General features: G+C 67.6%; 14 protein-coding genes. 11 read left to right on the top strand and 3 right to left on the bottom strand.

Annotated elements, in window-relative coordinates:
- Positions 1–5: 5 nt before the first annotated feature.
- Positions 6–947, top strand: coding sequence for a LysR substrate-binding domain-containing protein (locus VG502_RS05330; protein WP_325548987.1), 942 nt, complete (start codon positions 6–8; stop codon positions 945–947).
- Between the two features lie 18 nt (positions 948–965).
- On the opposite strand, the gene VG502_RS05325 is transcribed toward VG502_RS05330, so the two are convergent.
- Genes VG502_RS05325 through VG502_RS05315 form a run of 3 tightly spaced genes read right to left on the bottom strand, consistent with a single transcriptional unit; the run spans position 966 to position 3,593 of the window.
- On the bottom strand, positions 966–1,730 hold the full coding sequence (locus tag VG502_RS05325; protein ID WP_325548986.1) for an amino acid ABC transporter ATP-binding protein: 765 nt from the start codon (positions 1,728–1,730) through the stop codon (positions 966–968).
- Complete coding sequence (locus tag VG502_RS05320; protein ID WP_325548985.1) at positions 1,723–2,682, bottom strand: amino acid ABC transporter permease; 960 nt, start codon at positions 2,680–2,682, stop codon at positions 1,723–1,725. The genes VG502_RS05325 and VG502_RS05320 overlap by 8 nt, the downstream gene beginning before the upstream one ends.
- Positions 2,679–3,593 (bottom strand): ABC transporter substrate-binding protein, encoded by a 915-nt coding sequence (locus tag VG502_RS05315; protein ID WP_325548984.1) that lies wholly within the window; start codon positions 3,591–3,593, stop codon positions 2,679–2,681. Before VG502_RS05315 ends, VG502_RS05320 begins: the two co-directional genes overlap by 4 nt.
- A gap of 192 nt (positions 3,594–3,785) precedes the next feature.
- On the opposite strand from VG502_RS05315, the gene VG502_RS05310 reads away from it, so the two are divergent.
- The 10 genes from VG502_RS05310 (at position 3,786) to dmpG (ending at position 13,251) form a co-directional block, all read left to right on the top strand.
- Positions 3,786–5,249 (top strand): 2-hydroxymuconic semialdehyde dehydrogenase, encoded by a 1,464-nt coding sequence (locus VG502_RS05310; RefSeq protein ID WP_325548983.1) that lies wholly within the window; start codon positions 3,786–3,788, stop codon positions 5,247–5,249.
- Entirely contained in the window at positions 5,246–6,025 is a 780-nt protein-coding gene (locus VG502_RS05305) for a 2-keto-4-pentenoate hydratase (RefSeq protein ID WP_325548982.1), read from the top strand. The genes VG502_RS05310 and VG502_RS05305 overlap by 4 nt, the downstream gene beginning before the upstream one ends.
- Positions 6,026–6,035: 10 nt before the next feature.
- Positions 6,036–6,470 (top strand): RidA family protein, encoded by a 435-nt coding sequence (locus VG502_RS05300; protein WP_325548981.1) that lies wholly within the window; start codon positions 6,036–6,038, stop codon positions 6,468–6,470.
- Between the two features lie 31 nt (positions 6,471–6,501).
- A complete protein-coding gene (locus tag VG502_RS05295) occupies positions 6,502–7,026 on the top strand; it encodes a 3-hydroxyanthranilate 3,4-dioxygenase (protein WP_325548980.1) in 525 nt (174 codons plus the stop codon).
- Positions 7,027–7,029: 3 nt separating this feature from the next.
- Complete coding sequence (locus tag VG502_RS05290; protein ID WP_325548979.1) at positions 7,030–8,028, top strand: amidohydrolase family protein; 999 nt, start codon at positions 7,030–7,032, stop codon at positions 8,026–8,028.
- 202 nt (positions 8,029–8,230) lie between these two features.
- Positions 8,231–9,526 carry a chloride channel protein gene (locus VG502_RS05285; protein ID WP_325548978.1) on the top strand — a complete coding sequence of 432 codons (1,296 nt, stop codon included), beginning with the start codon at positions 8,231–8,233 and terminating at the stop codon, positions 9,524–9,526.
- A gap of 66 nt (positions 9,527–9,592) precedes the next feature.
- Positions 9,593–10,408 carry an IclR family transcriptional regulator gene (locus VG502_RS05280; protein WP_325548977.1) on the top strand — a complete coding sequence of 272 codons (816 nt, stop codon included), beginning with the start codon at positions 9,593–9,595 and terminating at the stop codon, positions 10,406–10,408.
- A 41-nt stretch (positions 10,409–10,449) separates the two neighbouring features.
- Complete coding sequence (locus tag VG502_RS05275; RefSeq protein WP_325548976.1) at positions 10,450–11,265, top strand: 2-keto-4-pentenoate hydratase; 816 nt, start codon at positions 10,450–10,452, stop codon at positions 11,263–11,265.
- Between the two features lies 1 nt (position 11,266).
- Complete coding sequence (locus tag VG502_RS05270) at positions 11,267–12,226, top strand: acetaldehyde dehydrogenase (acetylating) (protein WP_325548975.1); 960 nt, start codon at positions 11,267–11,269, stop codon at positions 12,224–12,226.
- Complete coding sequence (dmpG, locus tag VG502_RS05265) at positions 12,223–13,251, top strand: 4-hydroxy-2-oxovalerate aldolase (protein ID WP_325548974.1); 1,029 nt, start codon at positions 12,223–12,225, stop codon at positions 13,249–13,251. Before VG502_RS05270 ends, dmpG begins: the two co-directional genes overlap by 4 nt.
- Position 13,252 lies beyond the last annotated feature (1 nt).

Here is a 13,252-nt window from a genome sequence, read left to right as displayed (position 1 = left end):
CCGGCATGTTGAAGGAACGGCTCCTCGACGGGCGGCTCAAGCTGCGCCACCTGATCATCGTGACCACGATCGCCGATGAGGGCAGCGTGGTGGCGGCCGCCCGCGCGCTCTACGTCACCCAGCCGGTGGTGACGCGCGCACTCCATGAGGTCGAGGAGATCCTCTCGGTCCCGTTGTTCGAGCGGCGCCCGCACGGTGTCGTACCCACCGCGTACGGCGAGAGTTTCGTGATGCACGCACAGGCGGTGCTCGCACAGCTTCGGCAGGCGGACAGCAGGATCCGTGAGCTCGCGGACGGCGAGGCCGGCCGTGTGGTCGTCGGCGTGCACCTCGCAGGCTCGAACGTCGTTCTGCCACAGGCGATTGCTGCACTCAAGGCCGAGCGGCCCGGGCTCACCATCGTCGTCCGTGAGGCCACTCCGGACGTCCTTCAACGAGGAGTGCTCGCGGGGGAGTTGGACCTGGTGATCGGGCGGCTGATGGCGCACGCCCCGGAAGGCCTCGATCAGCGACGACTGTATCTGGAACCGATCCGGATCGTCGCTCGTGCGCAACACCCGGCTCATCGCATCGAGCACCCGAGCCTCGCCGATCTGGCCGGACTTCCCTGGATCCTGCCGATCGAGCAGACCGCGCTGCGCACCGAGCTCGAAGAGGCGTTCCTGGCAGCAGGTGTCGGTGTGCCGGCGGATCGCATCGAATGCACCTCGATGCTGACCCTGCAGCACCTGCTGGCCAGCTCCGATGTGCTGGCCGCGTTGCCGATGCTCGTCGCGCGCAACGACGACCGGCTGCGGATCGTGCCGGTGGAGTTGCAGTCGATCCGTCGCTCGGTCGGTGTCACGACGGCGCACGGCCGACCCGCTTCTCCCGGGGTCCGTGCGCTGGTCGACCACCTGCGCAGGGCCGCCGGGGAGCTCGACGCGGAGACCCTGCAACAGGACTGACTGCTGGCCGGCCGGCTGTCAGGCCAGGACGCGACCGAGGAATTCGCGGGTTCTGGCGTGCTGGGGATTGACGAGCACCTCGCTCGGCGGTCCGGACTCGACCACAACCCCTTGGTCCATCAGCACCACGGTGTCGGCGACCTCGCGGGCGAAACCGAGTTCGTGCGTCACCACCACCATGGTCATGCCGTCCTTGGCCAGCGCCCGCATCACCTCCAGGACTTCACCGACCAGCTCGGGGTCGAGCGCGGACGTCGGCTCGTCGAAGAGCATGAGCTCGGGCTGCATCGCCAGTGCTCGGGCAATCCCGACCCGCTGCTTCTGGCCTCCGGACAGCGCCGCGGGATAGGAGCCGGCCTTGTCGCCCAGCCGCATCCGCTCCAGCAGCGATCTGGCCTCCGCCTCGGCGTCCGCCCGGGAACGCCGGGCCACCCGGGTCGGCGCGAAGGTGAGGTTCTCCAGGACCGTCATGTGCGGAAAGAGGTTGAAGTGCTGGAAGACCATGCCGATCTTGCGCCGCTGCCTACCGATCGCCGACTCCGGGAGCCGGTGCAGCTTGTCACCGTGCACGCGGTAGCCGATGAGCTCGTCGCCGACGAAGATGTGGCCGCTGTCGATCTCCTCGAGTTGGTTGATGCAGCGCAGGAAGGTGCTCTTGCCCGATCCCGAGGGCCCGAGGATGCAGAGCACCTCCCCGCGCCGTACGCGTAGATCGATCCCCTTGAGGACTTCGAGTGAGCCGAAGCTCTTGTGCACGCGTTCGGCGACGACCAGATCAGTCATGGTTCCTCCTGAGGCGGGTGAGAGCTGATCGCGCCGACCGGCCGGCCGGCCGACGGGAGTCAGCGCGGGACAGGCGGCGCTCGACCGCGGACTGCGCGACGCTGAAGATCGATACGAGGATCAGGTACCACGCGGATGCGACGAGCAGCAGTTCCACGGTCTTGAGGTTGGCGGCGGAGACGTTCTGCGCCTGGGTGAGCAGGTCGCCACCGGCGATCACCGCGACCAGTGAGGTCATCTTCAGCAGATTGATGAAGTTGTTTCCCGCCGGGGGAATGATCACGCGCAGCGCTTGCGGCAGGACGACCCTGCGGAAGGTGAGTGCGCGTCCCACGCCCAAGGCTCGGGCCGCTTCCAGTTGCCCGCCGTCGACACTCTGGATGCCTGCGCGCACCACCTCCGAGGAGTACGCGGCATCGTGCAGTCCGAGGGCCAGCACGGACGCGACGAACATCGTCAGGATCGAGTTGGTGCTCCAGGACGCCAGGGTGAGGCCGCCGGGAAGGGTGATGCTCAAGTGCTGGTAGAAGAGCGAGAAATTGCCCAGGATGAGGATCTGAACCAGCAGCGGGGTGCCGCGGAACAACCACACGTACAACCAGGCGATCGACGACAGCACCGGGTTGGGGCTCAACCGGCACAGGGCGATGCCGGTGCCGAGGACGATCGACAGGACCTCCGCGAGCACGGTGAGGATGATGGTGGTGCGCAGCCCGTCCAGGATGGGTGCGCTGAACATGTAGTGCCCGATCGCCTGATGGTCGATGTGCGGGTTCGCGACCAGGGAGTGCCCGACCCAGGCGACCACGACCAGGACGATCACCGCCGAGACCCAACGACCCCAATACCGTTGGGGCGCAACCGCATCGGGGATCAGCGAGTTCATCACCCCGAGCTGGTCGCTTCCCGCATGGGGGACGGCCGCCGCCGCCATACCGCGCTGGTCGTTCATGAGCCGGCGTTGATGGTGGCCTTGGACACCGCGAGGTCGCCGAGGCCGTACTTGTCGAGGACCTTGCGGTAGGTCCCGTTCTTGATGAGTGCCTGCAGAGCCTTCTGCAGGCTGGCTCGCAGCTGAGTGTCGTTCTTGGCCACCGCCATGCCGATGGTCTCGGCCGGGTAGGCGTGGTCGATGACAGCAGCGAAGGTCTTGCCCTTGCCGGCCGTCTTCGCCAGGTAGAGCATGATCGGCGTCTGGCCGAGGAACGCGGCGCACTTGCCGTTCTGGACCTGCAGGCGGGCGTTGCTGGCACTGGTGAACTGCAGCACCTTGATCGGCTTCTTGCCGCCGGCGGCGCACTTCTTCGAAGCGGTCTGCGCGTAGGACACCAGGTCGGTTCCCTGCACCCCGGCGACGCTCTTGCCACACAGATCGGAAACCTTGTTGATGTGCTGCGGGTTACCGGCCCGCACCAGGTAGGTGAGCCCGTTGTGGACGAAGTCGACGAAGTCGAAGGTCTTCTGGCGCTCTGCGTTGTCCGACATGAGGTCGAATGCGGCGTCGATCTTGCCCGATTGCAGGGACGGTGTCAGCGCGGGGAACGAGGTCTGCTGGAAGGCGATCGGCACGCCCAGTTGCGTGCTCAGCGCCTGCGCGAGGTCGAAGTTGACCCCTGCGACGGTTTTTCCGTCATCCTTCAGGTAGATGACCGGCGGTGACGCGAGCTGGCTGCCGGCGACGATTTTTCCCGCTTTCTTCACCGAAGCGGGCAACGACGAGTAGAGCGCGGCCCTGGTGTTGACGGAGCTGTCCTTCTTCGCGCCGCCGGAACTGCTCGTCCCCCCGGACGAGGTCCCGCAACCGGCGAGAAGGGCGACAGTGACACCGGCAGTGAGGCCGAGTCGGAGGGTGCGGAACGACATGATGACTCCTTCGGTGATTCCCGCGAATGTGATGCACATCACGAGTTGCTCGAGCCTCGCAGGAAGGAGGTATTCCTGAGAAATGCTCATCTTGACGTACCGCATGCCTGTGCAGACATATGTTCAGGCGGCTATGTCCCAGCGACAAGTGAGCATTGGACGGGCATGCGAAGGCGTTCTAGCGTCAATCCCATGAACCCGTCAGCATCCGAACTGTTCAACGTCGTCGGCGGCAAGCAGCTGGCCGGCCCGAGGACGTTCGACAAGATCAACCCGGTCGATGGAACGCTCGTTGCCACCGTGCACGAGGCGGACCGTGAGGTCGTCGATCAAGCGGTCGACGCGGCGCGCGCAGCCCTCGACGGTGGCTGGGGAGGGGCCCCGGTCAGTGAACGGGTCGCCCTGCTGCGCAAGATCGCCGACCGGATCGACGCCCGGGCCGCGGACTTCGTCGCCGCCGAGGTTGCGGACACCGGCAAACCGGTGGAGCTGGCGCGCGAGCTGGACGTGGCCCGTGCCGCCGCCAACTTCCGGTCCTTCGCCGACACGGTGGCCTCGACCGGTTTGGATTCGTTCCTGACCGAGACCGCAACAGGTACGGCGCTCAATTACGCGGTGCGCAAGCCGCTTGGGGTCATTGCGATCATCGTGCCCTGGAACCTGCCGCTGCTGCTGCTGACCTGGAAGGTCGCCCCGGCGCTGGCGTGCGGTAACACGGTCGTGGTCAAGCCGTCCGAGGAAACCCCGTCGACGGCGACGCTGCTCGCCGAGGTGATGGCCGAAGCGGGTCTGCCGGACGGCGTCTACAACGTGGTCCACGGCTTCGGGCCCGAATCCGCCGGTGAGTTCCTGACCACCCATTCCGGGATCGACGGTGTCACCTTCACCGGTGAGTCCGCGACCGGATCGGCGATCATGCGCGCGGTCGCCCCGCGAGTGCGCCCGGTGTCGTTCGAACTCGGTGGCAAGAACGCCGCGGTCGTCTTCGCCGACTGCGACCTCGACAAGACCCTGGACGGACTGACCCGGTCGATCTTCCTCAACACCGGCCAGGTCTGCCTGTGCACCGAGCGGGTGTATGTCGAACGCTCGATCTTCGACCAGGTCGCCGACGGGCTGGTGCGGCGCGCGAAGGCCCTGCAGCTGGGCCGCCCGGAGGCCGACGGCACGACCACCGGCCCGCTCATCTCCCAGAAGCACCGGGCCAAGGTGCAGTCCTATTTCGACCTCGCGGTTCAAGAGGGCGCCGACGTGCTCGTCGGCGGCGGCATACCCGATCTGGGACAGGAACTCGCGGGCGGCTCGTGGATCGAACCGACGCTGTGGACCGGGCTGGACAACACGGCGCGCGTGGTGCGCGAGGAGGTCTTCGGGCCGGTCGCGGCGCTGATCCCCTTCGACACCGAGGAGGAGGCGATCGCCTTGGCCAACGACACCGACTACGGTCTGGCGGCTGCGGTGTGGACCACCGATCTGCAACGCGGGCACCGGGTTGCGCAGCAGATGCGGGTCGGTATGGCGTGGGTCAACACCTGGTACCTGCGTGATCTCCGCTCGCCGTTCGGTGGTGTCGGGCTCTCCGGCATCGGCCGGGAGGGCGGCGTCCATTCGATGCACTTCTACACCGAACCGACGAATGTGTGCGTGGCACTGTGAGCACCGACATCGCGCAGCTGGCGCGGACCCTCGACCACGCGCAGACGGCGGCCACCGCGACCTCCCAGCTCGGCGACGCACTGAGCATCGAGGATGCCTACGCGGTGCAGCGGGAGATCCTGCGCCTGCACCTCGAGCGCGGTGAGCGGTATGCCGGGCCGAAACTCGGCTTCACCTCCGCCGCCAAGATGGAGCAGATGGGCGTCTCCGACATCATCGTCGGGTTCCTGACCCGCGAGATGGAACTTCCTGTCGGACAACCGATTTCGCTGGAAGGGCTGATCCATCCCCGGATCGAGCCGGAGCTGGTCTTCCGGCTCTCCCACGACGTCGCGCCGGAGGACGGCGAGGATGCAGCCTCACTGGCGGCTCGCATTCGGGCGGCGACCGATGCCGTCGCGGCCGGCATGGAGATCATCGATTCCCGTTACGAGAACTTCAGATTCACCCTCTCCGACGTGGTCGCGGACAACACCTCCGCCGCTCGTTTCGTCGTCGGTGAGTGGCAGGACTTCCCGCGGTCCCTGTCCGGGCTGTTGGTGGAGTTCGAGGTCAACGGCGACGTCGTCGAGCGCGGGACCAGCGACGCCATACTCGGCGATCCGCTGCGTGCGTTCGACCAACTTGCCGCCATGACAGTCAAATACGGCTTCGCGTTGCCCGCCGGTGCCCCCATCCTGGCCGGCTCGATGACCCCCGCGGTCTACCTGGAGCCGGGGCAGCACGTGAGCGCTCGGATCGAGTCCTTCCCCGACCTGACCGTCGACGTCGCCTGAGGAGTTCGAGATGTCGGACAACAACACCACCAACGGCCGCGTCGTGGCGCACCTCGCCACCCCGCGCGGACGCTTCCCGCACGTCCGGCGTGCCGGCGACTTCGTCTACGTCTCCGGCACCAGCTCGCGACGGCCGGACAACACGTTCGTCGGCGCCAACGCGGACGAGTTGGGCGTCACGAACCTCGACATCCGGGCGCAGACGCAGGCCGTGATCGAGAACCTCGCCGAGATCCTGCAGGCCGAGGGAGCCGCTCTCGCCGACCTGGTCCAGGTCACGTCATACCTGGTGAACATGAACGACTTCGGCGGGTACAACGAGGTCTACGCGCAGTACTTCGACGAGGACGGACCGACCCGCACGACCGTCGCGGTCCATCAACTGCCGCACCCACATCTGCTCATCGAGATCCAGGCCGTCGCATACGCGCCGCGCCGCAACTGACTGCAGCATCCAGACGAGAGTAGGAGAAGCCATGACCATTCCAGCAGCGTTCAACTTCCAGCAGTGGATCGCGGACAACAAGGACGACCTGAAGCCGCCGGTCAACAACAAGGTCCTGCACCCGGACAACAGCGACTTCATCGTCCAGGTCGTCGGCGGCCCCAACCAGCGCACCGACTTCCACTTCGAGCCCTACCCCGAGTGGTTCTACCAGATCAAGGGCAACATGCACGTCAACATCGTCGAGGACGGCAAGATCCGCCGCGTCGACATCAAGGAGGGCGAGGTCTGGATGCTTCCGGGCAACACCTCACACTCCCCGCAGCGCCCGGAGGCAGGCTCGATCGGCATCGTCGTGGAGAAGATCCGCGAAGAGGGAAAAACCGAGAAGTTCCAGTGGTTCTGCGAGAGCTGCTCGACCAAGATCCACGAGGTGGAGCTGCAGGTGCGCGACATCGTGAAGGACCTCCCGCCGGTGTTCGAGCAGTTCTACGCCAGCTCCGACGCGGACCGGACCTGCCCGGAGTGCGGCCAGGTGCACCCGGGGAAGGGCTGACCGATGGGGGTCATCGACGTTCACAGCCACTACGTGCCCAACGGCTGGCCCGATCTCGGGGACGGACAGCCGTGGTTCAAGCCGCTGTCCGAACGCGAAGCCATGGTGATGATCGGTGAGACGGAGTTCCGTCGCGTCGGTGACGACTGCTGGAACTCCGACGTCCGGCTGGCCGACATGGACGCCGACGGAGTGGAGGCCCAGATCGTGTCACCGACGCCGGTCTTCTTCTCGTACGAGCAGCCGGCCGGCGAGGCCGAGAAGGTCGCTCGCATCATGAACGATCTCGCGCTGGAGATCTGCGCTCCGGGCGGGGGCCGGCTGGTGCCGTTCGCCCAGGTGCCGTTGCAGGACCCGGACGCTGCGTGCCGTGAGCTGGAACGCTGCCTCGCCGCCGGCCATGCCGGTGCCGAGATCGGCAACCACGTGGGGGACCGCGACCTGGACGACGACGGGGTCGTCACCTTCTTGCAGCATGCAGCGTCCCTGAATGCGCCGGTGTTCGTGCACCCGTGGGACATGCCGAACTCGCCGCGGCTGGATCGCTGGATGGCCCGCTGGCTGGCCGGTATGCCGGCAGAGACACACCTGTCGATCATCGCGATGATCCTGGGCGGCGTGTTCGATCGTGTCCCGGAGTCGCTGCGCATCTGCTTCGCGCACGGCGGTGGGTCGTTCGCGTTCTGGCTGGGCCGGTTCGAGAACGCGTGGCGCGAGCGGTCCGACCTGATCGCCACCTCGCAGCAGCCGCCCTCGGCATACGTCAACCGGTTCAGCGTCGATTCGGTCGTCTTCGACCCGGCAGCGCTGCGCACCCTGGTGGACACTCTCGGCGCATCACAGGTCATGGTGGGCAGCGACTACCCGTATCCGCTCGGAGAGCGGCCCGCGGGCGATGTCGTACGCCGAGCCGACTTCCTCGCCGACGACGATCGGGCGCGGATCATGTCCGGCAACGCCCGCACGTTCCTCGGTCGCGATAATCGAGGGCCCGCTGCATGACGATCGTGCGGCGCCGGCGCATCGCGCCGGCACCGACCTCGAGAAGGAGACCCATGGCCCTCGAACCCCTGTGGCCCGCCAAGGACCCGTTCGCCGACAACCCGACGCGATGAGTCCGGGGCGAGTCACGATGGCGAGGAGCGACCGCGAGCGCATCCCACCACCCCTGCTGAAGCGGCGGTTGCCGTCGGGACGTGGGGCGATGATGCAGCCGAACGTCACGCACGACGGAGATGCTGCGCTGACACCGCGGTTCTGGTTCGCGATCGTGATCACCGGTGTGGTCTCCGGATTGCTGGGGGACGCGCTGATGTGGCTGCTGAAGCTGACGTCATACCTGGCGTTCGGCGCCAGAGGCTTCGACGACTTCGCGGCGAAGGTCGCGGCCGCCGATGGATGGTCGCGGTTGTGGCCGGTGCTGCTCGGCGGTGTCATCGCCGGTGTCGGGTGGTACCTGTTGCGGCGGTTCACGCCGGGACGCAAGTCCGAGGTCGACGATGTGCTGTGGACGGGGGAGGGCCGACTGTCGTTCCGGCGCAGTGTGGGCACGTCGGTGCTGTCCGAGATCGTGGTCGGGCTGGGAGCCTCGCTCGGGCGTGAGGCAGCCCCGAAGCTGATGGGTGCGGTGTCCGGCAACGTGCTGGCCGGCTGGTTGCGGCTGACGCCGGCGCAGTTGCGGTTGCTGGTGGCGTGTGGCGCCGGTGCCGGGTTCGCGTGCGTTTACAACGTGCCGCTGGGCGCGGCACTGTTCACCGCCGAGGTGCTCGTGGGCGCGGTCAACCTGCCCGTCGTGTTGCCGGCGCTGGGCTGTGCGGGTGTGGCGACGGTGACGGCCTGGGTGGGGCTGCCCGAGCATGCTGTGTATGTCGGACTGCCCGAGTTCGCTTTCGCACCAAGGCTGCTGGTGTGGGCAATGGTCGTCGGCGTCATCATCGGGCTGGTGGCCGCGGGGTACGTGCGGTTGATCGGGATCGTCTCGCACTACCGGGTCACGGGGCGTTGGGCTCTGGTTGCGCCGTTGCTGGCGTTCGGAGTCCTCGGGTTGCTCGCGTTGCGGTGGCCGCTGTTGTACGGCAACGGCGCCGACATCGCCCGCCTGGCATTCGTCGGCGGTGGTTCGCTCGGGTTGTTCGTCGCGCTGGCGGTGCTGAAACCGCTGGTCACGGTCGCCTGTCTGGGCAGTGGTGCCTCGGGTGGCTTGTTCACACCGGTGCTGAGCACGGGCGCAGCACTGGGAGCGGTGCTGGGCATCGGATGGGGTCACTTCTGGCCGGGGTCACCTGTCGGCGCCTACGCACTGATCGGGGCAGCCGCGATGATCGGCGCAGCGATGCAGGCGCCGCTGGCGGGCGTCGCCCTCATGCTCGAGTTGACGCAGGGCGGCTTCGGTCTTCTGGTGCCTATGATCGTCGCAACGGTGATCGCGACCGCGATCACCCGATGGGTCGACGGCTACTCCATCTACTCCGCCCGACTGTCCGCGCCGGCACGCGTGTGACCTCTGGGAGCATTGCCGGCATACAGCTGATGCGCCGGGCGCGCTTTGGTGACAACGAGGGATCCGATGAGTCAGCACGGTGAGAGCTCCTCGATGCGCCGCCCGGAGGCGCCCGGCCCCGAGACGGTGCTCGGCAAGACGATGAAGGTGCTGCTCGCGTTCTCGGTCGAGAGCACCATGCTCGGGTTCGCCGAGTTGCGGGCGCGCACCGAGCTGCCCAAGGCAACCCTGCACCGGCTGCTGGCCGATCTGGTCGGGGCGCGGCTGCTCGAGCGGGTCGACGGCAAGTACCGCTTGTCGCGGCTGGTGTTCGAGCTCGGCATGCGCGCCTCGGTGGAGCGCACCCTGCTCGAGGTAGCGATGCCGTTCCTGGAGGACTTGTCCGAGCGCACGCAGGAGACGGTGCATCTCGGGGTGCTCGAGGGTGACGAGGTGGTGTACGTCGCCAAGCTCGGCGGCCATCGGCAGGCGTCGGCTCCGTCGAGCATTGGTGGGCGTATGCCGTTGCACGCGACGGCGATCGGTAAGGCGTTGCTGGCCGGTGCCGGGGATGAGGTGATCGATCGGGTGCTGGCGGGTCGGTTGCGTCGGTGCTCGGCCCGCACGATCGTCAACCGGTCGGTGTTGCGTGGGCAGTTGCAGGACATCCTGGAGCGCGGGATCTCGTTTGAATACGAGGAATCCGCGCCGGGCATCGTGTGTGTGGCGGCGCCGATCCACGACCAGGACGGTCGGGCGATCGCCGGCGTCTCGGTCACCGGGCGCAAGGGCCGGTTCCAGCCGGCCCGGCACGCGCAGGCGGTGCGGTCCGCGGGCGCCGGTATCGGCGCGACGCTGGTCCGCCGGGCAAACTTGTCAGGTGGTTCCGGTCACCGGAACTGAAACCTTGAGGGTGCGGATCCCCGACCCGGATCATGAATCACATGACCCAGACGAATCAGGACCAGCGCATGGCGGTCGAGTCCGCTGCTACGCGACTGCGGGACGCCGCCTTGTCCGGCGTCGCCTGCGAGCCGGTGCGCGACATCATCGGCAGTGACGACGTGGCCACGGCATACGCGGTGCAGGAGCGGCTTGCTGCGGAGCGAGTGGCCGGTGGCGCTCGTGTCGTCGGCCGCAAGATCGGCCTCACCTCGCCGGCGGTGCAGCAGCAACTCGGCGTCGACCAGCCCGACTTCGGGATCCTCTTCGACGACATGGCGTATGAGTCCGGTGCGACCGTGGAGCACGCGTCGGTGATGCAGCCGAAGGTGGAGGCGGAGGTGGCGTTCGTGCTCAAGGACGACCTCGCCGACGGCTCGCTCGACATCGAGCAGGTGCGTGAAGCGGTCGATTACGCGGTGGCGGCCATCGAGATCTGTGGCAGCCGGATCGCGGGCTGGGACATCACGTTCGGTGACACCGTCGCGGACAACGCGTCGGCCGGCGCGTACGTGCTGGGCACGCAGCGCCGCACGCTGGACGACTTCGAGCCCCGTGACGTGCAGATGACGATGACCGTCACCGGACAGGAGACCTCCACCGGGGACGGTGCGGCATGCCTGGGTGACCCGCTGCTCGCACTGCAGTGGCTGGCCCGCCAGGCCCGCGACCTCGGGGCACCATTGTGCGCGGGGCAGGTCATCCTCTCCGGTGCGCTCGGCCCGATGCGCCCGGCGGCTCCGGGGGTGGAGGCGACCGCGGAACTCAGCGGATTGGGTTCAGTGTCAGTCATTTTCAGCAACCATGAGGAGGCCTGAGATGAGCACAGCGAAGACCAAGGTCGCGATCATCGGCTCGGGCAACATCGGCACCGACCTGATGATCAAGGTGTTGCGCACCGCCGAACACCTGCAGATGGGTGCCATGGTCGGCATCGACCCCGCGTCGGACGGGCTCGCCCGCGCCGCGCGGATGGGTGTGCCGACCACCGCGGACGGTGTCGACGGTCTCATCGCGTTGCCCGGCTTCGACGAGATCGGCATCGTCTTCGACGCCACCTCGGCCGGGGCACACAAGGTCAACGCGGCCAAGCTCGCGCCATACGGCAAACGGTTGATCGACCTGACGCCCGCCGCGATCGGTCCGTATGTCGTGCCGGCGGTCAACCAGGAGGAGCACGTCGACGCGCCGAACGTCAACATGGTCACCTGCGGCGGCCAGGCCACCATCCCGATCGTTGCGGCGGTGTCGCGGGTCGTGCCGGTCGCGTATGCCGAGATCGTCGCGTCCATCGCGTCCAAGTCGGCAGGCCCCGGAACCCGCGCGAACATCGACGAGTTCACCGAGACCACCAGCGCGGCCATCGAGCAGGTCGGCGGCGCGGCGCGTGGCAAGGCGATCATCATTCTCAACCCGGCGGAGCCGCCGCTGATCATGCGCGACACCGTCTTCGCCCTGGTGACCGCGCCGGACGAGACGGCGCTGGAGCAGATCCGCGCCAGCATCGACAAGATGGTCGCCGACGTCGCGGCGTACGTGCCGGGCTACCGGCTCAAGCAGCAGGTGCAGATCACCGCCATACCAGACGATCAGCCGGTCGAGACGCTCACCGGCGGCGAACGGCCGACGCACCAGGTGTCGGTGTTCCTGGAGGTCGAGGGCGCCGCGCACTACCTGCCGGCGTATGCCGGCAACCTCGACATCATGACGTCCGCTGCCATCCAGGTCGCCGAACGCATTGCCGCCCAACAGCTTTCCGCCGCGGAGGTCACAGCATGAGCACACCCATCTTCGTCCAGGACGTCACGCTGCGGGACGGCATGCACGCCGTCCGGCACCGGATGACTCCGCAGGACGTGCAACGGATCGTCACCGCGCTCGACGACGCCGGCGTGGATGCGATCGAGGTCGCGCACGGCGACGGCCTGGCCGGGTCGTCGGTGAACTACGGTCCCGGCTCGCACACCGACTGGGAGTGGATCGAGGCGGCCGCGGACGTGCTGCAGCACGCCCGACTGACCACACTCCTGCTGCCCGGGGTCGGGACCATCGGTGAGTTGAAGCAGGCGTACGCGCTCGGCGTGCGGTCGGTGCGGGTCGCGACGCATTGCACCGAGGCGGACATCTCCGCACAGCACATCGCCGCCGCCCGTGAGATCGGGATGGACGTGTCCGGCTTCCTGATGCTCTCGCACATGGCGCCGGCGGAGGAGCTGGCCAAGCAGGCCAAGCTGATGGAGTCGTATGGCGCGCAGTGCGTCTACGTCACCGACTCCGGCGGCCGGCTGACGATGACCGACGTCGCGGACCGGGTGCGTGCCTACCGGGACGTGCTCGACCCGGGGACGGAGATCGGTATCCACGCGCACGAGAACCTGTCGCTGTCGGTGGCGAACTCGGTGGTGGCGGTCGAGAACGGTGTCTACCGGGTCGACGCGTCGCTGGCCGGGCACGGTGCCGGGGCGGGTAACTGCCCGATCGAGGCGTTCATCGCGGTCGCGAATCTGTCCGGGTTCCAGCACAATTGCGACCTGTTCAAGTTGCAGGACGCAGCCGACGACATCGTCCGCCCGTTGCAGGACCGCCCGGTCCGCGTCGATCGGGAAACGCTCACCCTCGGGTATGCCGGCGTCTACTCCTCGTTCCTGCGGCATGCCGAGAACGCCGCCGCCCGGTACGACGTCGACGTGCGCGACATCCTCACCGAATGCGGCCGCCGCCGGCTCGTCGGCGGCCAGGAGGACATGATCATCGACATCGCCCTGGAGATGCAGACGGCCGACCGAGAACCGCAATCGGCCTGAA

The organism is Flexivirga sp. (assembly GCF_035551235.1).
GTDB lineage: Bacteria > Actinomycetota > Actinomycetes > Actinomycetales > Dermatophilaceae > Flexivirga.
This window is presented reverse-complemented; position numbering and strand designations above follow the sequence as displayed.